The following is a 23861-nucleotide window of genomic DNA, read 5'->3' as shown; positions in this document are numbered from 1 at the left end:
CCTGCCCACTGCGGCAGGCGCAACATGGATTACGACATGGCTTTCGATCACCTCGACGAACACGAACAAAGCGAACTCGTGCGCAAGTGGATGCGCGACAACGTTGCCTCCATCTTCGTAGGCATCGGGTTGGGCCTGCTGGTCATCTTCGGCTACTTTCAGTGGCAGGGGCATCAGGCACGGCAGAAAGCACTCGCCGCCGGGGAATTCCTGAGTTTCGGCGCCGCGGTTGGCGCGAAGAACGACGAAGCCGCCAAGGCGGCCCTGGACCGTATTCAGAAAGAGCACGCCAACAGCGCCTACGCGGCACTGGCCGCCATGCGCTGGGCCGAAGGCGCGATCGTGCGCAAGGACATGGCGACAGCCGAACAGTCGCTGCAGTGGGCCTACGACCATGCGGGCGACAACGCGATCAAGAGCCTTGCCGGGCAGAACCTCGCTCGCGTCAAGCTCGGCGCCGACAAGGCTGCCGAAGCACTGAGCCTCCTGGACAGCGTTCCGGTTGAAGGCTATGCCTCGGCCATCGCCGAATTGCGCGGCGACATTCTTCTCGCCCAGGGCAAGCACGACGAAGCGCGCACGGCCTACCAAGCATCGCTCGACGCTTTGGATGCCTCGGCGCCGAATCGGCAGGCGCTGGAGATGAAGCGCGACGACACCGGCGGCACGACCGCCGCCACGCCGGCCTCGGCCGCCGCGGAGAAGCAGAGCTCATGAAGAAGTCCGTCTACCTGCTGGGTGGTCTGGCCATCCTTGCGCTGCTGGGCGGTTGCGGCTGGTTCAAGCGCGATTCGACCAAGCGCGAAAACATCGCGCAGCCCAAGGCGCTGGTCGATCTGGCTCCGACCCTCGCGGTCAAGGAAATCTGGAGTCGGGGTATCGGCAAGGGCGCGGCGAAGTCGGGCATCCGCATCACGCCGGCACTGCGGGACGGCACGCTCTACACCCTCGGCGTCGACGGCGAAGTCACCGCGATCGACGCGGCCAGCGGCACGGTGCGCTGGAATCGCGACGTCAAGCTGAAGCTGGCCGGCGGTCCGGGCGTCGGTGAGGGCCTGCTCGTGGTCGGTGGCATGGACGGTGATGTGCTCGCGCTGGACGCAGCCAATGGTGGCGAACGCTGGCGCGCGCGGGTCAGCGCGGAAGTGGTCAGCGCGCCCGCCATCGACGGTAGCCTGGTCTTCGTACGCAGCAACGACGGCCGTGTCTTCGCGTTCGACGCGAGCGACGGCAAGCAGCGCTGGGTCAACGACCGCGCCACGGTGCCGCTGCTGTCGCTGCGCGGCAGCGCGAGTCCGCGTGTGGCGGGCGATCTGCTGATCAATGCGACCGACGCCGGCAAGGTCATGGCGCTGCGCGCCAGCGACGGCGCAGCGGCGTGGGAGCAGACGCTGGCAACCGTCGAAGGGCGTACCGAAGTCGAGCGTCTCAACGACATCGACGGCGACCTCAAGATCGACGGCGACGTGATTTACGCCGCCGCCTACCACGGCCAGGTCGTGGCATTGAACCTGGCCAGCGGACGCCAGATCTGGAACCGTCAGTTGTCCAGCTATACCAATGTGGATGTTTCGGCGAGTCAGGTCTATGCAGTTGACGACCAGTCCCAGGTGTGGGCGCTGGACCGCACCAGCGGTGCGTCGATGTGGAAGCAGGATGCACTGCAATACCGCTGGCTCAGCGGTCCGGCAGTGCAGGGCGACTACGTCATCGTCGGCGACCTCGAGGGCTATGTGCACTGGCTCGCCATCTCCGACGGCAAGGAAGCCGCGCGCGAGCGCCTGTCGAAGAATGCCATCCGCGCTACGCCGGTCGTGATCGGCGACACAGTCTACGTGGTCGACGTAAAGGGCGAACTCGGCGCGTATCGCGCTCAGCTCTGACTGGATGGAGAACGTCGGCAGGCTTCGCTTGCGCCGTTCGATGGGGAAAGGGTCTTGGCCCCTTTCTCGGCAGTCTGTTCCACCCGGCGCCGCAGCTGTGGCGCCGGTGCAGCAATGTTCCAGCGGTTGCCCGGTTCGTCCGTGTGCGATCGCCGAGGTAGCAGGTCCGGCTGACAGCGGTGCATTCCCGCGTTCGGGCGATGCGCCGATTGTTCTCTTCCACCGGGTGCCGCGCTGGCGCAGCGCCCGACTCAGCAGGTTCCGCGCATGTTGCCCGTCGTTGCTCTGGTTGGTCGTCCCAATGTCGGAAAGTCGACATTGTTCAATGTGCTCACGCGCACGCGCGACGCGCTCGTCCACGACCAACCCGGCCTGACCCGCGATCGCCACTACGGCATCTGCCGGCTCGGCGAGCATCCGTTCGTGGTCGTGGACACCGGCGGCCTGTCGGGCGAAGACGACGGTATCGACGGGCTGACTGCGAAGCAGGTGCAGCTCGCCGTCGGCGAAGCCGCCGTCGTCGTGTTCGTGACCGACGCGCGCGCCGGCCTCATGGCGCTGGATCGCGAGATCCTGGCCGACCTGCGCAAGCACGGCAAGCCCATCATCGTCGGGGTCAACAAGACTGACGGGCTCGACGAGCTCAACAGCGTGGCCGACTTTGCCGCGCTCGGCCTGAGCACGCTGGTGCCGCTGGCTGCGTCGCACGGGCGAGGCGTGGACGGCCTGATCGAAGAGATCGAGCCGCTGCTTCCCGCCGACGAGGAAGCGGAGAGCGCGTCCGATGCGGATCTGGGCATTCGGGTCGCCATCGTGGGCCGCCCCAACGTCGGCAAGTCGACGCTGATCAACCGCCTGCTCGGCGAAGATCGTCTTGTCGTGTCTGACATCGCCGGGACCACGCGCGACTCGATCCGCGTGCCCATCGTGCGCGACGGCAAGAAATACACCCTGATCGACACGGCCGGCGTGCGGCGCCGCGCACGCGTTGAAGAAGTGGTCGAGAAATTCAGCGTCATCAAGACGCTGCAGTCCATCGCCGCGGCCCAGGTCGTGGTGATGATGCTCGATGCGGGCGAAGGCGTGTCGGATCAGGACGCGACCCTGATCGGCCACGTCCTCAACGAGTCGCGCGCGCTCGTGATCGTCGCCAACAAGTGGGACAACCAGACCCAGTACTCGCGCGAACAGTGCGAGAAGTCGCTGGAGCGGCGCCTGGATTTCGTCGCCTGGGCCGAGCGCGTCTTCATCTCGGCCAAGCATGGTTCGGGATTGCGTGAGCTCATGAAGGCGATCGACCGCGCGCATGCCTCGGCGACGCGTCAGTTCAATTCGTCCGAACTCAACAAGGCCGTGGAAGCCGCTTATGAGGGCTACCAGCCGCCGCTCGTGCGCGGCCATGCGCCCAAGCTGCGCTATGCGCATCCGGGCGGTACGAACCCGCCGACCATCGTCATTCACGGCTCGCGCACCAAGCATCTGGCCGACAGCTATCGGCGCTATCTCGAAAACTTCTTCCGCAAGCGCTTCAAGCTCGTCGGCACGCCGCTGCGGCTCGAATTCCGCGATGGCGAAAACCCGTTCGCCGGCAAGAAGAACGAATTGACCGAAGGCCAGCAGCGCAAGCGGCAGCGACTGATCCGCAACGCCAAGAAGCGCTGACGAATGCCGTGAACGCGGGCGGCGAGTCCATCACAGCAGCCATACTGGCCGGCGGCCAGGCGCAGCGTCTGGGTGGTGTCGACAAAGGCCTGGTGCAATGGCGTGGCCGCGCGCTGATCGCGCACGTCGTTGAAGCGCTGTCCACACAGGTCGACGATCTTCTCATCGTGGCCAATCGCAATCCCTGCGAATACGCGCGCTACGGTCGTGTCTGTGGCGATCACCATGCCGGCTACCGCGGTCCTCTCGAGGGCATCTCGACCGCCGTGCGGCAGGTTGACAGCGCGTGGCTGCTGGTCGTGCCGGTCGACAGTCCGAAGCCGGGCAGCGATCTGCTCGCACGCCTGTGGCAGCAGCGCGGTGATTCCGCGATCTCGGTCGCCCACGACGGCGTGCGCCGCCAGCCCTTGTTCGCGCTGTACCGACGTACGCACCTGGAATTGCCCGGAGACGATCCTACCCTGTCGGTCTGGGCCTGGCAGGATCGGCATTCCTTGCGCGAAGTCGATTTCAGCGACAGCCCGGCGCGCTTCGCCAATCTGAATACTGCGGAGGATTTTCGCGATGCGCTCAGCTGACACGCTGCCGGGACCAGTGCCGGATCTGCTGACGGTGGCGCAGGCGCGCGCGCGCGTGATCGCGCGCGCCCGTGCGCGCACCTTGCCGCACGAAAGCGTCGCGCTGGAACACGCGCTCGGCCGCAGCCTCGCCGGGCCGGTCACCGTGCCGATCGACGTGCCCGCATTCGCCAATTCCGCGATGGATGGCTTCGCCGTGCGCGGCGCGGATCTGCCGGCGTCGGGCGAGCGCGCCTTCGCGTTGGTCGGCACTCGATTCGCCGGCGACGGCCGCGACGCGGTGGTCGGTCCCGGCGAATGTCTGCGCGTCACGACGGGCGCGCCGCTGCCGCGCGGCGCCAATACGGTCGTCATCAAGGAGAACGTGCGCACCGAAGGCGAGCAGGTGATCGTCAAGGCCGGCGAAACGGCCGGTGCGAACGTGCGTCCGGCGGGCGAGGATTTCGCATGCGGGGAGTCTGCGTTCGGCGCCGGCACGCGCCTGACCCCGGCGCGCCTGGGCGCGCTCGCCTCGTTCGGCGGGACCCACGCCAACGTGAGCCGCGCGCCGCGCGCGGTGCTGCTGACGACCGGCGACGAGATCGTCATGCCGGGAACCGCGCTGCAGTTCGGCCAGATCTACAACTCCAACCGCTACAGCCTCGGCGCGATGCTGCGCGAGGCCGGCGTGCAACTGCTGCGGCACGAGCATGTGCGCGACGATCCGGAAGCGCTGCGCGCAGCGCTGGGTTGCGCGGCGGCCGAGGCGGACCTGATCCTCAGTTCCGGCGGCGTGTCCGCGGGCGAGGCCGATTTCCTGCCCCGGCTGCTGGCCGAATTCGGCACGCTGGACTTCTGGAAAGTGCGCATGAAGCCTGGGATGCCGCTGCTGTTCGGCGAGATCGACGGGGCACTGCTGTTCGCCTTGCCGGGCAATCCCGTGTCGAGCATCGCCACGTTCCAGGTGCTCGTACGGCCGGCGCTGGACATCTGGGCGGGCCGCGATCCGGACATCTCGCCGCGCTGGCATGCACGGCTGGCCGAACCCGTGCGCAAGACCCATTCGCGCGCCGAATTCCTGCGCGCCTCGCGTGACTGCCGCGCCGACGGCACGCTCTGGGTGACGCCGTTTCCGCGGCAGGGTTCCGGCGTACTGCGCAGCGTTGCTGAAGCCGATTGCCTCATCGTCGTGACCGAGGACGTCCAGGCGCTGGCCGCAGGTGACAGTGTCGAAATCCTGCCTTTGTCCTGAGGGAAATCGTATGGCATCGCTTCCGCATCGCGATCAATTGTTGGCCAGTCTGCGCGAACGCGTCGCCGAAGTGACGGTCGATGTCGCTGCGCGCGAGCATGCGGCGGGCGCCGTGCTCGTCGACGTGCGCGAAGACACCGAACGCGCGCCCGGTACACCCCGGGGGGGCATCGGCATTTCGCGCGGTTTTCTCGAACTGCGCATCGCCGAGCAAGTACCGGACCGCGCCACGCGCGTGCTGGCGCTCTGCGGCAGCGGCCAGCGCTCGCTGTTCGCCGCCGACACGCTGCGGCAGCTGGGCTATACGAACGTCGCCTCGGTCACGGGCGGCTACGCAGCCTGGCTCGCCGCGGGTCTGCCGGTGCAGCGCGGTGGCCTGGATGCGGACAGCAGCGAGCGCTACTCGCGGCACCTGCTGCTGCCCGAGGTCGGCGTGGAAGGACAGGCGCGGCTGGGTGCCGCGCGCGTCGTGCTGATTGGTGCTGGCGGCCTCGGATCTCCCGCCGCGCTGTACCTGGCGGCGGCCGGTGTGGGGCGCCTGCGCCTCGTCGATGACGATCGCGTCGAACGTTCCAACCTGCAGCGCCAGGTTGTGCATGCGGAAGCGCGCGTGGGTATGCGCAAGACTGAATCGGCGCGCATGGGGCTGCTCGCGCTGAATCCGCGTATCGAGATCGAACTCGTCAACGAGCGCCTGCTCGCAGCGAACGTCGAGGACTGCCTCGCCGGTGCCGACGTGGTCATCGACGGCGCCGACAATTTCCCGACGCGCTACCTGCTCGACGCGGCCTGCCGCCGCCTGCATTTGCCGCTGGTCTACGGCGCCGTGCATCGCTTCACCGGTCAGGTCAGCGTATTCGATGCGCGGCGCGAGGATTCACCGTGCTATCGCTGCCTGTTCCCGGAGCCGCCGAGTGCCGCGGAGGCGCCGAACTGCGCCGAAGCCGGCGTGCTCGGCGTGCTGCCGGGCGTGATCGGGCTGCTGCAGGCGACCGAAGCGCTCAAGCTGCTGCTCGACCGCGGCAACCCGCTCGTCGGCCGGCTGCTGTGCTACGACGCGCTCGCGGCGAGCTTCCGCGAACTGCGCCTGGGGCGCGATCCGGCCTGTCCGGGTTGTGGGTGTGATGTGGCGTTTCAGGGTTACGAGGATATCGCGCAGATTTGCGCGGGATGAATGGCTAGACCTTTGCCTGTTTGGCGCGAGACACAAGCCGCCCTTTGCGGAGAAGGCGCTCTGAGCGCATAACGTGCAGGATGAAAACTTTGTGCCCGTCGTAACGATAGAAGACGCGGCAGGGGGGCTCCACAATCTGGCGGTAGCGCGAGCGCCCCAACTCTTGCGGGCGACTGCCCCTCTCAGGGTGGGCAGCCAATTGCTCGACATGACCAACGATACGCTTGACGAGTTCCGATGCTGCGACGGGATTTTCCAGTGCGATGAAATCGGCAATGGCATCCAGATCGCTAAGAGCGGGCTCTGACCAGACTATTTCAGCCATCGGGCGAGACGTTTTTTGGCCTGAGCGTGCGTCGCTACCCGGCCTTCGGCAAGCGCCTGCTCGCCCCGTGCGATCCCTTCGAGGAGGGTCATGCGCTGTAGCATGAGCTGATAGGTCTCGACGTCTACAAGGTAAGCGCTGGGGAGACCATGCTGAGTGATGAGAATCGGCTCCTTGTCCCGCTCGATATCCGACAGGAGCTCGGTGGCCCGACGCTTGAGGGTGGTGACGAGTTCAGTGCGCATGAAGTGACACTACAGTATCAGTTTGGACGGCGCAAAGGGTTGTGCATCGGCGAGCGCGATCTTGGCGATCATGATGAAACAATGCGCGCCGTCACCTTGCGGTGCATCGACGCAATAGGCGCCTATCGCCAACTACCCATTGCCGATTTTCTATGGCTCATGCTGCCCACTGGTCTGCTGCGCGTACGCGGCTACCGATTTCTGCACGAGACGGAGGGGCACTTCTACTTCTACTGTTCGTGACGTCAGTAAAGCCTCGAGGTTTTCGAGCTGTCGTGTACCGGAGACAAGCGTTGCCGTCCATTGTCTGGCTGAGCGGTTCATCTGCGCTAAGACGAATCCCAGATGCTTATGTTGCATAGTGCAATTGTCAATTACCTTGTTGCGCACCAATCGTAAGGCGAATCGACCGGCGCGTTGCATCAGTGAAAATCCCGCGAAGCGGCGCCGAACTGCGGCAGCAGGTGGCCAAGGTTTTCCAGCTTGTGCGCGACGAGATGGCAGACGTTGTCGACGATCTGCAGCTGGCCGTCAACGCGCAGCACGGTCGATTCGAGCAGTTCGCGGCGGTAGCGCAGAGCCACGCGTTCCCAGACGACGAGGTTGATCTGGCCGAATTCGTCTTCGAGCGTGACGAAGGTGACGCCGCCGGCTTCCGGCGGTCGCTGCCGCACCGTGACGAGTCCTGCGACGCGCGCCGGGTCGCCATTCTGCCGTTCACGGATCGCGCGCGAGTCGGACAGGCGTCGCTGGCGCAGTTCGGCGCGGATCAGCGCCATCGGATGGGCTTCAAGCGAATAGCCCTGGGTCGCGTAGTCGGCTTGGACGTTTTCCGCGGTGGTGGGCTCGCGCAGCGGCACCGCCAGTTCCGGCGTGTGCGCCGTCGCGAGTAGCGGCGGCAGGCGTTCCGCGCCGGCGCTGTGCCAGCGCGCCTGGTGGCGATGGCCAGCCAGCGGCTGCAGCGCACCGGCCTCGGCGAGGCGTTCGCGTTCGAAGCGGTCGAGCGCCGCGCGCTGCACGAGATCGGCCACGCTGGTGAAGACACGCTGTGCACGGGCCGCCAGGATGCGCTGTGCCAGCGCTTCGGACGCGCCTTTGAGCAGACAGAAGCCCAGCCGCAGCACAAGCGTTTCGCCGTCGCGCTCCAGCGTGCAAAGCCACTGGCTGCAGGTCACGTCGATGGCCTTTACCTCGACGCCGTGGTGTCGCGCATCCTGGATCAGCTGCGACGGCCCGTAGAAACCCATCGGCAGCGAATTCAGCAGCGCGCAGGTGAACACCGCCGGGTGATGGCATTTGATGTACGAGGACGCGTAGGCGAGCAGGGCGAAGCTGGCCGAATGCGATTCGGGAAAGCCGTAGCTGCCGAAGCCCTTGATCTGGTTGAACAGGCCTTCGGCATACTCGCCGTAGCCGCGCTCGTGCATGCCGTCGAGGATTTCCTGCTGGAATTTCCCGACCGTGCCGTCGTTTTTCCACGAGCCCATGGAACGGCGCAGCTGGTCGGCGCGACCCGGCGTGAAGCCGGCGACCTCCTGCACGAGTTTCATCACCTGCTCCTGAAAGATCGGCACGCCGCAGGTGCGTTCGAGGATCTTTTCGATACGGCCTTTTCGCTCGATGTTTTCCGCTTCGCTCTGCTTGCTGGAAACAGGATAGACGATGGGTTCCAGCCCTTTGCGCCGGCGCAGGTAGGGATGCACCATGCCGCCCTCGATCGGGCCGGGACGCACGATGGCGATCTCGACCACGAGGTCGTAGAAATTCGCCGGCTTGAGCCGCGGCAGCATCGACATCTGCGCGCGCGACTCGATCTGAAATACGCCGATGGTGTCGGCTTTCTGGATCATTTCATAAGTACTTTTGTTTTCCTTGGGCAGGCTGGCCAGGTCGTAATCCAGCCCGCGATGGTCGCGCAGCAGGTCGAAACAGCGGCGCAGGCAGGTCAGCATGCCCAGGGCCAGGCAATCGACCTTGAGCAGCTTGAGCGATTCGAGATCATCCTTGTCCCACTGGATCACGGTGCGCTTGGGCATGCTCGCGTTCTCGACCGGCACGAGCGTGTGCAGCGGATGCTCGGAGATCACGAAGCCGCCGACATGCTGCGACAGGTGCCGCGGCGAGCCGCGCAATTCCGCGACCAGGGCCACGAGATAGCGCATCAGCCGGCTATTCGGGTCGAAGCCGCATTCCTTCAGCCGCTGCGGCAGCGGCACCTTGCCGTGGGCGTGCGAATAGGCGGCGCTGAGCTGGTTGAGCTGGTCGTCGCCAAGGCCGAGCGCGCGACCGACGTCGCGCGCGGCGCTCTTGCTGCGGTACATGATCACGGTCGCCGCGAGCGCTGCGCGATCGCGGCCGTATTTGTCGAACACGTACTGGATGACTTCCTCGCGCCGCTCGTGCTCGAAGTCGACGTCGATGTCGGGCGGCTCGTCGCGTTCCTCGGAGATGAAGCGCTCGAACAGCAGGTTGCTGCGTATCGGATCGATCGAGGTGATGCCCAGGCAGTAGCACACGGCCGAATTCGCCGCCGAACCGCGGCCCTGGCACAGGATCGGCGGTGACTTCGCACGCGCCCAGCGCACGATGTCGTGCACGGTCAGGAAGAAATGCTCGTATTCAAGCTTTTCGACCAAAGCGAGCTCGGTTTCCAGCTGCGCGCGGTGCTGCGGCTCGATGCCGCCGGGCCATCGCTCGGCAGCGCCGGCCCAGGTCAGCGTGCGCAGGTGTTCGATTGGCTTGCTGCCTTCTGGCACGACTTCGCTGGGATATTCGTAGTGCAGTGAATCCAGGCGGAAACGGCAGCGGCGCGCGATCGCGAGCGATTCCGCCAGCAGTTCCTCCGGATAGATGCGCTGCAGCGCCGGCAGGGGCCGCAGGTGCCGCTCGCCGTTGGGGAACAGCGCATGGCCGGCCAGGTCCACGGTGGTGTTCAGGCGTATTGCGGTCATGACGTCCTGCAGCGCGCGACGGCGGCGCAGGTGCATGTGCACGTCGCCGGCGGCGACCAGCGGCAGCGCGTGCCGCTGCGCCAGAATCTGCAGCGCGTTGAGTCGCTGCCCGTCGCTGCCGTCCTTGTGCAGCTCGACGGCTATCCAGCTGCGTTGTGGAAAATGAGATTTTATCCAAGCCGCCTGTTCATCGCTGGCATCGTCCGCGAGCGCGGCCGTGGCGCCGGGCAGCCACAGCGCGAGCAGGCCGTTGCGGCAAGGCAGCAGGTCGTCGCGGCGAACGCAGTATTCGCCCTTGTCGCTGCGCAGGCGCGCCTGGGTGATGATCCGGCAGAGATTGGCGTAGCCATCCGGGCTTTCGACCAGCAGCACCAGCGCGAGGCCGTCCTCCAGGCGCAGCTCGCTGCCGACGATCAGCGGCAGGTCATGTGTGCGCGAGGCAACGAACGCGCGCACGATGCCGGCCAGCGAACATTCGTCGGTGATGGCGAGCGCCGCATAACCGAGCTTCCTGGCGCGTTCGAACAGTTCGTTGGCGCAGGACGCGCCGCGCTGGAAGCTGAAGTCGGACAGGCAATGCAGTTCGGCATAGACGCTGGCCTCGGGCGCGGCCACTTCCACGGACGTGGGGACTACGGGCAGGGCGGCATCGCGCGTCGCATCGGATAGCGGTGTCGGTGCTTTGGCGGCATCGCGCTGGCGCCGCCGCGCGGCCAGATCAATCGGCGCGTCGCTCATGCGAACCAGCCATGCAGCATCCAGCCGTTGTCTGCGTCGACCGGCACGAAGGCCCAGGCGCGCTGGCCGTTGGCGCAGCGCACGATGTAATAGTCGCGGCGCGCATCCTCGCCGTCCCACCAGCCGCTTTCGATGCGCTCCGGACCGGCCAGGATCTGCGCCGGCTGCTGGCGCAGTGGGATCGGCTGCCTCAGCAGCCAGAGCGGGCGTAAGCCCGTGGGCGCGGATGAGGGCAGTGCCGCCATGGTGGTGCTGGTCTGTTTTTTTACAGATGACGTTTTTTCGCTGGCGCGGGCTTGCGCTGCCGCCGGGGTGAACCGCCACGCGCGTTCGGGGCGGTGATCGGCGACACAGGCCAGGCCTTGCAGCGCATCGTCGCCAAGACGGCTGCGCAGGCGCTCGGTCAGTGCCGGCCAGTCCAGGCCTTCGCTGCGCGCCGGTTCGAACAGGTCGCGATGACCCGGTCGGAAGGGCGGCAGATCGTCGGCGATGAGCGTGATCGCACTGACCGCGGCGCCGATTTCCACGCGTTCGAGACGCCCGCGGCAGAACTCGTAGAGCGCCGCCGCCTCGCGCTGGATACTGACCAGTCCTACCGGAATGCGCGTGGCACCGCGGTCTTCGTGTTCCAGGCACAGCTCGAAACGCTGCACGCCGCTGTCGCGTACATGCAGGTACAGCGCAAGCTCATGCACGAGACGGCGCAGCGGAAACAGCAGCGGCTGCCAGTTGTCGACGAGGGCATCCAGTTCGATGCGCCGGGAGAAGCGGTCCGGCGGCTGGTACAGCGCGAGGTTTTCCACCGCATCGCCGCGCAGCACGTCGAGCCACTGCAACTGGTCCGGGCCGATCCGCCGGGCCAATTCGACGCGCGGCAGCGCGAACAGCTCCCGCAGTTGGCGAAAACCCATGCCGTGCAGTTGTGCAATCGCCTGCGCTGTCAGACCACTGAGCGCCACCGGCGCCGCGTTCAATGTATTCAGCATGGCGCTGCGATGGCGCAAGGCGATCTGTTCGTGGTTCAGCGCGAGCACGCGCGCTGCCGCGGCGACCGGCGCCACGCCGAGCCGATAGGCGCCGAACCCCAGCGCCTGCAGTTCCGCTTTCAGCCGTTGCTGCAGCGCCGGCCAGCCTTTGAACAGGGTCAGGCTCGCGCCGACTTCCAGCCAGACCGTATCGGGCTCGCCGCGGCTGACCTGGCCGCTGAAGCGATAGGCCCAGGTCGCCAGCAGCTGCAGGGCAGCGCGCTCCGCATCCGCATCACGTCGCCGTGCATCGACATCGGCACACAGGGCGCGTGCCGTCGCCAGCACCAGTCCGGGCCGCACGCCGCGCGCCTGCGCCGCGGTGTTCGCGTACGCCACCACCGGCCGTTGCCGCGGCCCGTCGAACACGACGCACGGCTGCTCCGTTGCGGCCTGTGCGGCGAACACGGCATGCAGCGGCAAGGCGGGGAAGTGGAGGCAGGCCCAGAGCACGGCAGGATTCGATGGCGGTTCGGTATGGGCGGCGGCGGGAACGTCGGACCGAGTGATAGGGCAGGGGTGTCGCTGCAATTGAGACGCGCGGATTTCCGTAGCGGCGGATATCGCATCGACGACGACGTTGAACCGCCTGCGTCGCGTGCAGCGATCGCGGCAATCGCACGACGCAAAGGTGTGCGTTTTTACTTGTTTTCATCAGTGCCGATCGCCAGCGGTGCGCGACGTGCCGCGAGTGCAGCAGATTTGGCGCCCGTGCACGAACCTGTGAGTGCCGTGTGTAGCCCGATAGCAACGCCGATTCCGATGCATCGCAGCGTCCATGCGATCCGGCATCGTTGTCCGGAAGCGGATGCCAGTGCTGTGATGCCGGTACATCCGGCCCAGCGCTCACTCCGCGCGCACCACGGTTGCCGACTGCCAGCGGCTGCCGTGGTGCACGCGAAGGGCTGCAAATCGAAGCGAGGCGTCCCTCGCAAAAGTCCCGGAATTCGTCGGGCCAGCTTCCACGGCTTGATAGTCCGGAGTACCCGCAAGCCGCGGTGCCTGGCGTATGCGGCCGCATGGGACCGGCTTTCCATCCGCTCTGCCGCGAGGACTCCGGGCGCTACCCGACGTGGCGAAGCGCCCGAGCCATCCCTGGGCCATTCATCGGCCAGCCCTGCCGACTAGCTGTTCCATCGCAACCGCGTGTCGCGCCGGGTATCCAGCCCGCCGCGGCACTTGAGCACCTCGATATGCGTGGTTTCGTTGTCGCTGTCGACGAGCAGGCGCAGGCCCGACGGGCTGGGGTTGTGGGCCGCTGCGGCAGGGCGGAACACGAAGCCCAGCGACCCGCCGGTTTCGGCCGCCAACTGCAGCCGGCGCAACTGCGCATAGTCGGACTTGAGCAGCCAGCACAGCACTGCGCCGCAGCCGCCGGAGCGCAGGCACTGCTCGGTGCTCCAGTTGCTGTCGCCGTCGTCGGCCTGGATCTGCGTGACGAGACTCAGGTCCACGCCCTGGGCCTGGAGCGCCGGCGCATACGGGATGTAGGGCGGCGCGACGAAGACGATACGGCGCCGCTGCCGCGTCAGCGCGGCCAGGGCCGGCATCAGCAGACTGAGCTCGCCGAGGCCATCCTGCGTGAACAGGATTTCCGACAGCGCCCCCAGCGGCCAGCCGCCGCCGGGCAGCAGGCTGTCGAGTTCCGCGCAGCCGGTTGCCTGGGTGCGCAGCACCGGCGCCGACGCGGAGGAGCGGCGCCATACGCCCGGATGCCGCAAGACTTCATTCAAGCCGACCGCTGACATGGATTACCCCTGACGAATCACACCGACATAAAGGCCTTCGATCGCGAAGGTGTCCGTGCGCCGCGAATCGACCTCGATCGGCGCGAAATCCGGGTTTTCCGACAGCAGCAGCAGGCGACCACGCTCGCGGCGCAGGCGCTTGACCGTGATCTCGTCATCGAGCCGTGCGACGACGATGCGTCCGTCGTCCGCGTCCGGCGTGCGGTGCACGGCGATGAGGTCGCCGTCGAGGATGCCGGCATCGCGCATGGACAGGCCGACGACGCGCAGCAGGAAGTCTGCGCGCGGACGGAACAGGGCCGCATCGATCGCGTAGCGCGCTTCGATGTTGGCGTCGGAAAGAATGGGAGAGCCGGCCGCGACACGGCCGACCAGCGGCAGCTCGCGCAGGACGGGACGGTTGGATTCGGCGCGTCGTGCCAGGCGCAGGCCACGATGCTGCGGCAGGCGTTCCAGCGCGCCCTTGCGCACCAGCGATTCGACGTAGTCCTGCGCGGAACTGTGGCTGCGCAGGCTCAGGGCCTCGGCGATTTCACGCAGGCTCGGTGCCTGGGAATGCTCGGCCACGTACTCCGTGATGTAGTCGAGTACGCGTTGCTGGTTGGCGGTCAGGGTGTTGTCGGAGTGCATACGTACGAATGTACGTATCTGCCCGGTGGAGCGCAAGTGTCCCTCGAGCAACCGCGCTGTGTCCCTGCTTGCCGGGCGGGCAGATGGCGCTTCCGCGCGCCCTGGCGACGCGACGCCTCAGCCCGTCGCCGACGCGTCGTTGCCGGCGACGATCTCGAGCTGGCCGCCGGCGGCGCGCAGTCCCGCCTTGGGCCTGCCGACATAGAAACCCTGCGCATAGTCCACGCCGCAGTTGCGCAGCGCCCGCAGGATTTCCGGCCGGTCCACGTATTCGGCGACGGTGATCTTGCCGATCGAGTGGGCGATGCTCGTGATCGCGGTGATCACGGCCAGGTCGACCGGATCGGTCAGCAGGCCCTGGGTGAAGGATCCGTCGATCTTGAGCATGTCCACGTCGAGATGCTTCAGGTGCGTGAACGAGGAGAAGCCGACGCCGAAATCGTCCAGCGCGAAGCGGCAGCCGAAGCCGCGCAGTTCGGTGATCAGGTTGCGTGCCGCATCGAGGTTGTTGAGCGCGCCGGTCTCGGTGATCTCGAAGGCGACCGCGCGCGGATCGATGTTGTATTCGACGAGGCGATCGGTGATGAAGCGCGCCATTTCGGGTTGGCCGATCGACTGTGCCGAGAGGTTGATCGAGATGCCAACCGGCGGCTCGTACGGGGCCGTCTCGCGCAGCGCCTTGAGCGCATTGCGTATCACCCAGCGATCGATTTCGCCGATCAGGCTGAAGCGTTCGGCGGCGGGCAGGAACGCGGAAGGGGCGACCAGGCTGCCGTCGGGATTGCGCAGGCGGATCAGCGCCTCGTAGAACACGCGCTGCTGCTGGTTGCGGCGCAGGTGGCGCGTCCACAGCGCGCCGTGCTGTTCGGGCAGGCTGTCGCAGTCGATCTGGCGCAGCGGCAGTATCGGCTGGAAGCACAGCACGAACTGGTCCAGGCGCAGCGCTTCTTCCAGGCGCGCGCTCCAGCCCAGTTCCAGGTCCATCAGCGTGCGCTGTTCCGCATCCTCGGCGAAGACGTGCACCTGGTTGCGACCGTGGCTCTTGGCCAGGTGCAAGGCGATGTCGGCGTTGGCCATGGCCTCGGTGCGCGAGGGCGTGTCCTGGTCGAGCACGGCCACGCCGATGCTGACCCCGACGCGATAGCTCTTGCCGCCATAGACGAAGGGCGAACCGACGATAGCGCGGCGGAAGTCGTCGGCGATCGCGTTGGCGCGATCGACGCTGATGTTGCGCAGGATCACCGCGTATTCGTCGCCGCCCATGCGGGCGAGATGGTCCGAGCCGCGCAGGCGCGCGGACAGGCGCCGGCTCATTTCCACCAGCAGCTGGTCGCCTGCGGTATGTCCGGCCGTGTCGTTGATGTACTTGAAGCGGTCGAGATCCATGAACAGCAGGATCGACACCTGGTCGGTGCGCTTGAGCCGCGCGACTTCCTGCTCCAGCTGGGTTTCGAACCAGGCGCGGTTCTTGAGCTTGGTCAGTGCATCGTGGCTGGCCTGCCAGCGCAGTTCCTCCTCGAGCATGCGGCGCGAGGAGATGTCGCGGAAGGCGACCACCGAACCTTCGCGATGACCGTCCAGGTTCAGCGGGTAGACCGTGCATTCCACCGGCATCGGCCGGCCGCGGGTCCAGAACACCGACTGCCAGCCGGGCACCTGGCTGCCTTGGGCATAGGCCTGCGACAGGAAACAGCTCGCGGTCGTCGTCGGCGTGCCGTCCTCGAACGCATAGTGGAAAAGTTCATGTGCGCTGCGGCCGATCAGCTCTTCCGTGCGGTCGTAGCCGAGCATGTCGAGCGCGGCCGGATTGACGAACTGGATCGTGCCGCGCGCGTCGACGCCGTAGACGCCGTCGCCGACCGAGGACAGGATGCTCTGCAGCCGGCGCCGTTCCGCATCGACCGACTGGCGGTCCTGCACGGCGCGCGCGAGCGAACCGAGGCGGGCCAGGAACAGTTCGCGCGCTTCGCTCTTGAACAGGCATTCCAGCGCACCGGCGGCCAGCGATTCGTTGATCACGCGATCGGAATAGGTGCCGGTGATCACGGCGGTGAGCACGCCGGCGGTGCGCGGATCGTCCTTGAGGCGGCGTACCAGCACTGGACCCGGATCGCCCGGCATGAAGTAGTCGACGATGGCGATGTCGAAGGTGGTGGCCTGGGCCTTGGCCCAGCCGTCTTCCACGTCATCGGCGGTTTCCACCACGTAGCCCTGCTTCATGAGCAGGCGGCGGAAAGCCATGCGCACGGTGGCCGAGTCGTCGACGAAGAGGATGCGCAGGTGCGACTGGCCGCCCAGGTCCAGGTTCTGTGATTGCGCCGCGGGCGCGAGCAGCTTGGTAAGCGCGTCGGCGCATTCGCTGTAGTCCGACCACAGCAGCAGTGCCGTGCTGGGCCGCTTCATCATCCAGTTGACGGCACCCGCGTCGCTGCTGTCGGCCAGCAGCAGCACGGCCAGATGCTCGAACTCCTCGCGCCGCAGCAGTGTGAACAGCTCGTCGGCCAGCTTGTCGGCGAATTCCGGCCAGCCCAGCACGATCCCGCGCAGCGCGCTGACCGTTTCGCCCTGGCGGCGCAACACCTCCAGGGCCTGGGCGTAATCGTTCGCTTCGGTGATGTCATAGCCTCTCGGCGCCAGCAGCGAGCGAACGGCCCGCCGACGCGTCGCCGAGGCTTCCAGCAGCAATACCCGATCCATTTCCCCGCCCCTGTTCCCCTGGGGATGTCCCAGGTTATACGCCATGGCAGGGGGCTGCAAATTGGCCGCCAGCGGCTCCTGGTACTACTATCGGCGGATTCTGCAGTTCAGCCAGGGAGAGGGCGATGGCCAATCCGCACGAGGACAATCTGATCTGGATCGACCTGGAAATGACCGGGTTGGATCCCGACAGCGATTCCATCCTGGAAATCGCCACGCTGGTCACCGATCGCGAACTCAACCTGCTGGCCGAAGGGCCCGAGTTCGCGATACGCCATCCGGTCGAGCGACTGGAGGCGATGGACGACTGGAACCGCAACCAGCACCGCAAGTCGGGCCTGTGGCAGCGCGTGGTCGAGTCCAGTGTCGAGCTCGGTGTCGCCGAAGCGCTGACCGTCGACTTCCTCGCGCGCTGGGTGCCGCCCGGCAAGTCGCCAATGTGCGGCAACTCGATCTGCCAGGACCGGCGCTTCCTGCACCGGCTCGCGCCGCGGCTCGAGCGGTTTTTCCATTATCGCAATCTGGATGTTTCCACACTCAAGGAGCTGGCGCGGCGCTGGGCACCGGAGATCAGCCGCGGCATGGTCAAGGACTCCGCCCACACGGCGTTGTCCGATGCGCGCGATTCGGTCGCCGAGCTGCGCTATTACCGCCAGTTCATGGGGCGCCTGGCCGGGACGACAGGCGGAAGCTCGTCCGCGTAGATATGGGCGGGCTCACTGCCGCTGCCGCGCATCAGTGACGCGCGAGCACTTCGTGATCAGCCCATGTCGCTTTGGAGCCCCCTTGAATCAAGGGGCGGCTATTGCAGCGGCATGAACAACGCAGATCGAAGATTGCTGCTTGGCAACACACAGAACTCCCTATTGGTCTTCGCCGAAGCCGAGCTTGGTCGTGATCGCGTCGAGGAAAGTCTTCTCGCGCGGCTGCAGACGGCCGTCGGCCGCGGCCAGGCGGTATAGCGCGTCGTGCAGGCGGCGGGCATTGGCACTGCCCGGGGGGTGCATCTGCAGGAAGCGATCGACATCTGCGTCGACGTCGATCTCGCGCTTGCGTCCGCGTGCGAACGCCTGCTGGGCAAGGTCGCGGGCGCGCGCGGGGAGTTGCAGATCGTCCATCAGCTGATTGACGAACTCGGCCTCGTGCGAGGTGACGATACTGTCGACGCCGGCCAGATAGCCCAGCAATCCGAACGCGATCTCCAGCGATACATTCTGCTCGGGTTCGAGCTTGCCGCCGCCGAGCAGTTCGCCGATCGATGCGCCGAGATCGCGCAGCATGGCACCGAAACGACTGCCCAGGGCCGGGTTTTCTCCATGTGCCATGGTTGCTCTCCGTGAAGGGGATAGGCGCGCACGCACGTCAGCGTCCGTGCAGGCTGTCGCGCATGCTGCGCCAGACGCGGGCGGCTGAAAAGAGGGTAAACCCCGATTTTCCTATTCAGCTTGCGCCTGCCCGACGCCGCTCGTGCGATCTTCACGATGTGTGGCTGGCGCACCTGCAGGTGATGTGCTACGAATGCGTCGCCGCACGAACCATGGCAGGGCGTGGCGGCCGGGGGGAATGCGTTGTACGCCCAGTCCGCAATGGCTCCGCGGCAACGCTCCAGTTTTCGTCATCGTTCGGATTGCGGCTCTAAGGGGGGATCGCATCGTGAATGTGGCATCCGAAATTCTCGGGTGCTTGCGCCGGACCGTCTGCGCGAATCGCGACGACCACGACTTTCTTGCTCTCGCTGCAGCCACTTCGGGTTGCTGCGCGCATCGCGCCGCGCCGCTGTTCGCGACCGATCGCGACAGGCCTTGTATCGTGCCGGTCCATTCTGACCGGGTGGATGCGCATGATCTTTTTGTAAATATTTAAGCATTTGTTGCATTGGGGTTCCGCACGGCAGTCGGCGCAACGCGGCCGCCTGCTGCAGCGGATTGGTGATGATCGATGGATATGTGGGGATTTTCATGATCAAGAGGATTTCACTGCTGGCCGGCCTGGCGTTCGCCCTGGCGGTGCAGGTGGTTTCAGTACAGGCCGCAGACGCGGTCGGCGTCGAGGCCGTGCGCTCCGACGCGATCAAGGGCGCCGTACGAGAAACCGAGCCTGCCGCATTGCCGGGATTTGTTCCTGAAGTGGCCAGCAACTACGTGTTTGCGACCACCACCACCGGTTCGCTGGCGGACATGAGCACGGGGACCACCCAGCTCCTGGCCCCCAATACCGATGACACGGCTTCGCCGCTGACGCCCATCGGCTTCGAATTCATTTTCCAGGGCGTGTCGTTCACGCAGTTCTCGATCAACGACAACGGCGTGTTGCGCCTCGGCGGAGCCGCACAGGCCAGTACGCCCTACCAGCCGCTGGCCCAGCTGGCTCCCGCCATCATCACGGCCTATGGCGCGGACCAGCGCACGCATATCGGCGACGGCAAGGTTCATTACCGCCTCGAGGGCAGTGCGCCGACCCGAAAGCTGATCGTGGAATGGCTCAACAACCAGGCGAACTTCAATGCGGGCGGTACGGCCGACCTGACCTATCAGGTGCAGTTGTCCGAAACGACCGGCGCGATCGAATTCGTCTACGGCAGCATGACGCAGAGCACGGCCGGTGCAGGTGATGGCAACTCGAATGATCCCCAGATCGGCTTCTCGTCCAGCAATACGGCCGGTACCGTAGGCTCGGTGGCGGCCCCGCTGGCCGGCACGCCGACCTTCAACGGTGCATCGGCCACGCCGACCAATAACCTGTACAACGCCGCTGGCCCGATCACAGTGCTGACCTCGGCCGCGGACGGTTCGCGCCGCACCATGAGCTTCACGCCGCCGGCGGCGATCGCGCCGACCAGCCTCACGTTCACGGCTGTCGGTCCGGTCTCGATGACCTTGAACTGGATCGATTCACCCAATGAAGTGAGCTACCAGATCTTCCGCTCGCCCGACGGCATCGCCTACACCTCGGTCGGCACTGCGCCACAGAACGCAACCAGCTTTGTCGCGGGCGGCCTTTCCCAGTCCACCAACTATTTCTGGCGCGTCGTGGCGTTCAGTGAAGGCAGTGTCAGCACGCCGCTGGATGGCAGCCAGGCGACCGGCGTACCGGGCAACATCGTCTCAACCGGCGCGGGCGGCAACTGGAGCAATCCGGCCACCTGGGCCGGCGGCAACGTGCCGACCAGTGGCGACAACGTGACCATCGTGTCGGGTGCCACCGTCATCATCGACACGGCGGCTGTCGCCTTCGGCCTGACGATCGATGCGACCGCGACGCTGACCTGGGACTCCGTGACTGCGCGCACCCTGACCGTCGATACCTTCGTCACCAACAACGGCACGTTCGACACGCCGGCCACCGGTGCCGTCACGACCCATGTGCTCAGCGTCGGTAGCGACCTGACCAACAACGGCACGCTGGACTTCAGCACCAATGGCAATACGGCGGCGGCCGGCATCACCTTCGTAGGCGCCACCAACAACACCTTCGGCGGCACCGGCGCCACGACCGACATCCGCACGCTCACGCTCAACAAGGGCACCAGCAACGCCAACACGCTGGAACTCGCCACGCCGACCTTCACGGTGCAGGGCGTCAGCACCGATGTGGCGGGCTTCCTCACGCTGACCAACGGCACGTTCAAACTGTCGGGTACGTTCCCCCTGACCAATCGCGTGTTCCCGGCGGCGGCCTACAGCATCGGCACGACGGCAGGTTTCTGGCTCAACAACCCGAACGCCACCGTCGCGGCGCAGAACGGTTCGCCGACCTGCTCGGGTCGTTTCCGCGTCAGCCAGGGCGTCTACAACATCGGCACCGCAACCGGCAATTCGTTGGGCTTCGCCACCGGCGCCAACGTGACCATCGAAGGCGGCACCATCAACGCAGCCGGCCGTTTCGGCGTCAGCGCCGCCGGCGCGACGCTGCTCTACACCCAGACCGGCGGCACCATCACGGTGGCCACGGCGGGCAACACGTCCACCACGCTCGCTTCGTTCGACATGGGTAACGGCGCGGCGTCCAACGTCAACATGTCCGGTGGCAGCATCACGGTGCAGCTGGCCAACACGGCCGCCAGCGGTCCGCGCGACTACCGCCATCAGGCCGGCGCGGTCGGTGCGCCACAGGTGACCGGCGGCACGCTGACTCTTGGCAACGCCAGTTCCGGCGCGATCAAGAACTTCTCCATCGTCGGCGTCGTGCCTGACCTGGTGCTCAACACCACTTCGGCCGCCCATACCGCCGTCTTCGGCACGGCGGCGGTGTTCAACAACGTCACGCGCAACATCACCATCGGCACCGGCGGCACGCTCACCTTCGGTAACCAGGTGTTCCTGTTCAACGGCACCAGCATCGTCAACAACGGCACGCTGACGCACATCGGCGCCAGCGCGCGCTTCATCACCTTCCGGGTAGGCACCAACATCACCTACCAGGGTACCGGTTTGGTGACGTCGCCAATGACCAGCCTCGAGCTGCAAAACGACCTGAACTTCACCTTCGACCCGGCCGTGAGCCAGATCGTGGTCAACCGCGTGATCATTTTCAGCGGCAGTTTCGTCAATGCCAACAAGCTGACGCTGGGCACGGGCGCCTCGACGGTCGCCGTGCAGATCGGCAACACCACGACGCCGACCGGCGGCGGCACCTTCGATGTGGCGCCGGCGTTCAATCTCGGCACGGGTGTGCAGAACATCTCTTACCTGCGCACCGTCAATTCGAAGGTGGTCGGTCCGGAAGTCAACCCGGCGCGCGCGCTCAACAATCTGAGCTACGACGACGACAACATCACGCATTCGCTGACCGTCGCGGGCGGTGATCTCACGGTTGGCGCTACGCTGGCGTTGACCAACGGCCGCGTCATCACCGGCGCGAACAAGATCACCGTCGGCGGCACCGGCACCGTGACGCGCACGAGTGGCTTTGTCGAAGGCGTACTTGCCAAGACGCTGTCGGCTGCTGTTTCGCGCACGTTCGAGGTCGGCAACGCGTTCGGCTATTCGCCGGTCCTGGCCAACGTCACGGCCGGCACGTTCCCGCTCGTGTTCGAGGCGACGGCCGTGGCCGGACCGATGCCGAACTTCGCGCCGGCGGACAAGGCGATCACGCGCCACTGGCGAATTGCCGCACCGGCCGCCACGACGGCGGACCTGACCTTCAGCTATCTCGACGCCGACGTGCCTGGCACGGCGACCGAGGCGAATCTGCGCGTCTACAACGGCACGCCGGTACCGCCGACGACCTTCACCGATCTTGGCGGCACCCTGGACACGACGCTGAATACGGCGCTGGTCAGCGCGGTCACCCAATTCAACTATTTCAGCCTGGCCGAATCTGGCGGCGGCACCGCGGCTGACCTGACTATCACCAAGACCGACGGCGAGACCGAAGTCGACACCGGCGAGACGCTGACCTACACCATCGTCGTCTCCAATGCCGGCACGAACGACGTCAACGCGGCCAGCGTCAGCGAGACGCCGAGCGGCGCGCTGACCTGCGGCGCATGGACCTGCGCCGTCAGCGGTGCGGCCACGTGTGGCGCGCCCTCGGGTACCGGCGTCATCGCCGATGCGCCGAGCCTGCCGGTCGGCACCTCGGTCACCTATACGCAGCAGTGCACGGTCGCCACGGTGAGCACGGACACCACGGTCGCCAACACGGCGAGCGTCGCGTTGCCGGCCGGCTTCATCGACACCACGCCGGCCAACAACACGGCGACCGATACCGACACGCTGGTGCGTCTGGTCAATGTCGGCATCACCAAGACCAACGGCGTGACAACGGTCAATCCGGGCAACCCGACGACGTACACCATCGTCGCGAGCAACGCTGGCCCGAATGCCGCGGCGACGACGGTGAGCGATACCTTCCCGGCGGCGCTGACCGGTTGCACCTGGACCTGTACTGCCAGCAGCGGCACCTGCGCAGCGAGCGGCAGCGGCAACATCGCCGACTCCGGCACGCTGCAGTCCGGCGGCACGCTGACCTATACCGCGGCCTGCACGGTGTCGCCAGGAGCGCCCGGTTCGCTGTCCAATACGGCAACGATCGCCGTAGGCACCGGCAACCGCGACACCGATCCGTCCAACGACAGCGCGACCGATACCGACACGATCGTGCCGCTGGCGGATGTGGCCGTCGCGATCACCGACAACCGCCAGTTCGTCCGCGTCGGCGATTCGCTGAACTACATCATCACGGTGACCAACTCGGGCAGCCCGCTGTCCGCGACGGCAACCGTCAGCGATGCATTGCCGAGCGAACTGGGCGGCGGCAGCTGGGTCTGCATACCGTTCGGTGGCGCGAGCTGTGCGTCGGGCAGCGGCAACACGCTCAACGACACGGCGACTCTGCCGAGCAACAGCCAGGTCGCCTATGTCTACTCGGCGACGGTACTGCCGGGCAGTGGTGACGACGTCATCACCAACACCGTCACGGTGACCTCGGCCGGTGATCCGAACACGGCGAACAACACCGCGACAGACACGCCCGAAGACATCATCGTGATCTTCAAGAACGGCTTCGAGACCGCGCCGGTCACGATCGTGCCGGACGGCGTCGGCAACGCGAATGGCTTCGTGGCCGGCCGCCTGCGCGTCGATCCACAGCTGCTCTCGGGTCTGGGCCTCGAACCGGTCGTGATCGCCACCGGCGTCAGCGATCGCGGTGCCGAGCTGTTCGCGCTGGAACTGGCCCGCTTCAACGGCCAGGTCATGCTGCGCAGCGTGCTGCGCGATGCGGGTGGCCTCAGCGAACGCAGCGTCTGGACAGCGGTCGATCCGACCCGCGGGCCGATCGAGTTCGCCTGGCAGTCCGCCAGCGCCGAGGCGAGCGACGGCTATCTGCGCGTGGCCGACGCGACCGCGTCCCAGATCAGCGGCAACCGCACGGATCGCGGCCGCCTCGCCGGCCTGCGCCCGGCGCTGCAGCAGAACGTGCCCTGGGTCAGCCTCGTGCCAAGCGGTAACTGATCAGTAGACCGCAGTAAC

Annotated in this window: 17 protein-coding genes; 9 read left to right on the top strand and 8 right to left on the bottom strand. The window is 66.4% G+C overall.

The features are described from left to right. Positions 1-36: 36 nt before the first annotated feature. The 6 genes from RUU78_RS16250 to moeB all read left to right on the top strand — a co-directional run bounded on the left by RUU78_RS16250 (position 37) and on the right by moeB (position 6528). On the top strand, positions 37-717 hold the full coding sequence (locus RUU78_RS16250) for a tetratricopeptide repeat protein (protein WP_313918431.1): 681 nt from the start codon (positions 37-39) through the stop codon (positions 715-717). Continuing rightward, positions 714-1883 carry an outer membrane protein assembly factor BamB gene (gene bamB, locus RUU78_RS16245; protein WP_313918428.1) on the top strand — a complete coding sequence of 390 codons (1170 nt, stop codon included), beginning with the start codon at positions 714-716 and terminating at the stop codon, positions 1881-1883. Before RUU78_RS16250 ends, bamB begins: the two co-directional genes overlap by 4 nt. A 267-nt stretch (positions 1884-2150) precedes the next feature. Next, a complete protein-coding gene (der, locus tag RUU78_RS16240; protein ID WP_313918426.1) occupies positions 2151-3545 on the top strand; it encodes a ribosome biogenesis GTPase Der in 1395 nt (464 codons plus the stop codon). Positions 3546-3553: 8 nt separating this feature from the next. Beyond that, positions 3554-4123, top strand: coding sequence for a molybdenum cofactor guanylyltransferase MobA (gene mobA, locus RUU78_RS16235; RefSeq protein WP_313918424.1), 570 nt, complete (start codon positions 3554-3556; stop codon positions 4121-4123). Then, on the top strand, positions 4110-5354 hold the full coding sequence (gene glp, locus RUU78_RS16230) for a gephyrin-like molybdotransferase Glp (protein WP_313918422.1): 1245 nt from the start codon (positions 4110-4112) through the stop codon (positions 5352-5354). The genes mobA and glp overlap by 14 nt, the downstream gene beginning before the upstream one ends. Positions 5355-5364: 10 nt before the next feature. Next, positions 5365-6528: a molybdopterin-synthase adenylyltransferase MoeB gene (gene moeB, locus RUU78_RS16225; RefSeq protein ID WP_313918420.1), complete on the top strand. Its 1164-nt coding sequence runs from the start codon at positions 5365-5367 to the stop codon at positions 6526-6528. 4 nt (positions 6529-6532) lie between these two features. On the opposite strand, the gene RUU78_RS16220 is transcribed toward moeB, so the two are convergent. Continuing rightward, positions 6533-6853, bottom strand: coding sequence for a type II toxin-antitoxin system RelE/ParE family toxin (locus RUU78_RS16220; protein ID WP_313918418.1), 321 nt, complete (start codon positions 6851-6853; stop codon positions 6533-6535). Continuing rightward, a complete protein-coding gene (locus RUU78_RS16215) occupies positions 6841-7098 on the bottom strand; it encodes a type II toxin-antitoxin system prevent-host-death family antitoxin (protein WP_313918416.1) in 258 nt (85 codons plus the stop codon). Before RUU78_RS16215 ends, RUU78_RS16220 begins: the two co-directional genes overlap by 13 nt. Between RUU78_RS16215 and RUU78_RS16210 the strand changes: the two genes are divergently transcribed. Then, positions 7003-7341, top strand: a complete 339-nt coding sequence (locus RUU78_RS16210) for a hypothetical protein (protein ID WP_313918455.1) — start codon at positions 7003-7005, stop codon at positions 7339-7341. The genes RUU78_RS16215 and RUU78_RS16210 overlap by 96 nt on opposite strands. A gap of 179 nt (positions 7342-7520) precedes the next feature. On the opposite strand, the gene RUU78_RS16205 is transcribed toward RUU78_RS16210, so the two are convergent. The 5 genes from RUU78_RS16205 to RUU78_RS16185 form a co-directional block, all read right to left on the bottom strand. Continuing rightward, entirely contained in the window at positions 7521-10787 is a 3267-nt protein-coding gene (locus RUU78_RS16205; protein WP_313918414.1) for an error-prone DNA polymerase, read from the bottom strand. After that, entirely contained in the window at positions 10784-12265 is a 1482-nt protein-coding gene (locus RUU78_RS16200) for a DNA polymerase Y family protein (RefSeq protein WP_313918412.1), read from the bottom strand. The genes RUU78_RS16205 and RUU78_RS16200 overlap by 4 nt, the downstream gene beginning before the upstream one ends. A 671-nt stretch (positions 12266-12936) precedes the next feature. After that, positions 12937-13560 (bottom strand): translesion DNA synthesis-associated protein ImuA, encoded by a 624-nt coding sequence (gene imuA / locus RUU78_RS16195; RefSeq protein WP_313918409.1) that lies wholly within the window; start codon positions 13558-13560, stop codon positions 12937-12939. 3 nt (positions 13561-13563) lie between these two features. Beyond that, on the bottom strand, positions 13564-14190 hold the full coding sequence (lexA, locus tag RUU78_RS16190; protein WP_313918407.1) for a transcriptional repressor LexA: 627 nt from the start codon (positions 14188-14190) through the stop codon (positions 13564-13566). Positions 14191-14307: 117 nt separating this feature from the next. Continuing rightward, positions 14308-16887, bottom strand: a complete 2580-nt coding sequence (locus tag RUU78_RS16185) for an EAL domain-containing protein (RefSeq protein WP_313918405.1) — start codon at positions 16885-16887, stop codon at positions 14308-14310. A gap of 125 nt (positions 16888-17012) precedes the next feature. Between RUU78_RS16185 and orn the strand changes: the two genes are divergently transcribed. Next, entirely contained in the window at positions 17013-17591 is a 579-nt protein-coding gene (gene orn, locus RUU78_RS16180; protein ID WP_313918404.1) for an oligoribonuclease, read from the top strand. A gap of 159 nt (positions 17592-17750) precedes the next feature. Here the strand turns inward: orn and RUU78_RS16175 are convergent, their stop codons facing one another. Next, positions 17751-18212, bottom strand: coding sequence for a TerB family tellurite resistance protein (locus tag RUU78_RS16175; RefSeq protein ID WP_313918402.1), 462 nt, complete (start codon positions 18210-18212; stop codon positions 17751-17753). Between the two features lie 633 nt (positions 18213-18845). Between RUU78_RS16175 and RUU78_RS16170 the strand changes: the two genes are divergently transcribed. Beyond that, positions 18846-23843: a hypothetical protein gene (locus RUU78_RS16170; protein ID WP_313918400.1), complete on the top strand. Its 4998-nt coding sequence runs from the start codon at positions 18846-18848 to the stop codon at positions 23841-23843. The last annotated feature ends 18 nt before the right edge of the window (positions 23844-23861 follow it).

This window comes from Tahibacter sp. (assembly GCF_032229445.1).
Lineage (GTDB): Bacteria > Pseudomonadota > Gammaproteobacteria > Xanthomonadales > Rhodanobacteraceae > Tahibacter.
Note: the sequence above shows the minus strand (reverse complement) of the source record. Positions and strands in the feature narration are given on the sequence as shown.

What these genes read in the sequence shown, in the direction of transcription:
- RUU78_RS16250 (WP_313918431.1), top strand. Translation starts at nt 37, where the DNA reads ATGGCTTTCGATCACCTCGACGAACACGAACAAAGCGAACTCGTGCGC.
- bamB (WP_313918428.1), top strand. Translation starts at nt 714, where the DNA reads ATGAAGAAGTCCGTCTACCTGCTGGGTGGTCTGGCCATCCTTGCGCTG.
- der (WP_313918426.1), top strand. Translation starts at nt 2,151, where the DNA reads ATGTTGCCCGTCGTTGCTCTGGTTGGTCGTCCCAATGTCGGAAAGTCG.
- glp (WP_313918422.1), top strand. Translation starts at nt 4,110, where the DNA reads ATGCGCTCAGCTGACACGCTGCCGGGACCAGTGCCGGATCTGCTGACG.
- moeB (WP_313918420.1), top strand. Translation starts at nt 5,365, where the DNA reads ATGGCATCGCTTCCGCATCGCGATCAATTGTTGGCCAGTCTGCGCGAA.
- RUU78_RS16220 (WP_313918418.1), bottom strand. Translation starts at nt 6,853, where the DNA reads ATGGCTGAAATAGTCTGGTCAGAGCCCGCTCTTAGCGATCTGGATGCC.
- RUU78_RS16210 (WP_313918455.1), top strand. Translation starts at nt 7,003, where the DNA reads ATGCTGAGTGATGAGAATCGGCTCCTTGTCCCGCTCGATATCCGACAG.
- RUU78_RS16215 (WP_313918416.1), bottom strand. Translation starts at nt 7,098, where the DNA reads ATGCGCACTGAACTCGTCACCACCCTCAAGCGTCGGGCCACCGAGCTC.
- RUU78_RS16205 (WP_313918414.1), bottom strand. Translation starts at nt 10,787, where the DNA reads ATGAGCGACGCGCCGATTGATCTGGCCGCGCGGCGGCGCCAGCGCGAT.
- imuA (WP_313918409.1), bottom strand. Translation starts at nt 13,560, where the DNA reads ATGTCAGCGGTCGGCTTGAATGAAGTCTTGCGGCATCCGGGCGTATGG.
- lexA (WP_313918407.1), bottom strand. Translation starts at nt 14,190, where the DNA reads ATGCACTCCGACAACACCCTGACCGCCAACCAGCAACGCGTACTCGAC.
- RUU78_RS16185 (WP_313918405.1), bottom strand. Translation starts at nt 16,887, where the DNA reads ATGGATCGGGTATTGCTGCTGGAAGCCTCGGCGACGCGTCGGCGGGCC.
- orn (WP_313918404.1), top strand. Translation starts at nt 17,013, where the DNA reads ATGGCCAATCCGCACGAGGACAATCTGATCTGGATCGACCTGGAAATG.
- RUU78_RS16175 (WP_313918402.1), bottom strand. Translation starts at nt 18,212, where the DNA reads ATGGCACATGGAGAAAACCCGGCCCTGGGCAGTCGTTTCGGTGCCATG.
- RUU78_RS16170 (WP_313918400.1), top strand. Translation starts at nt 18,846, where the DNA reads ATGATCAAGAGGATTTCACTGCTGGCCGGCCTGGCGTTCGCCCTGGCG.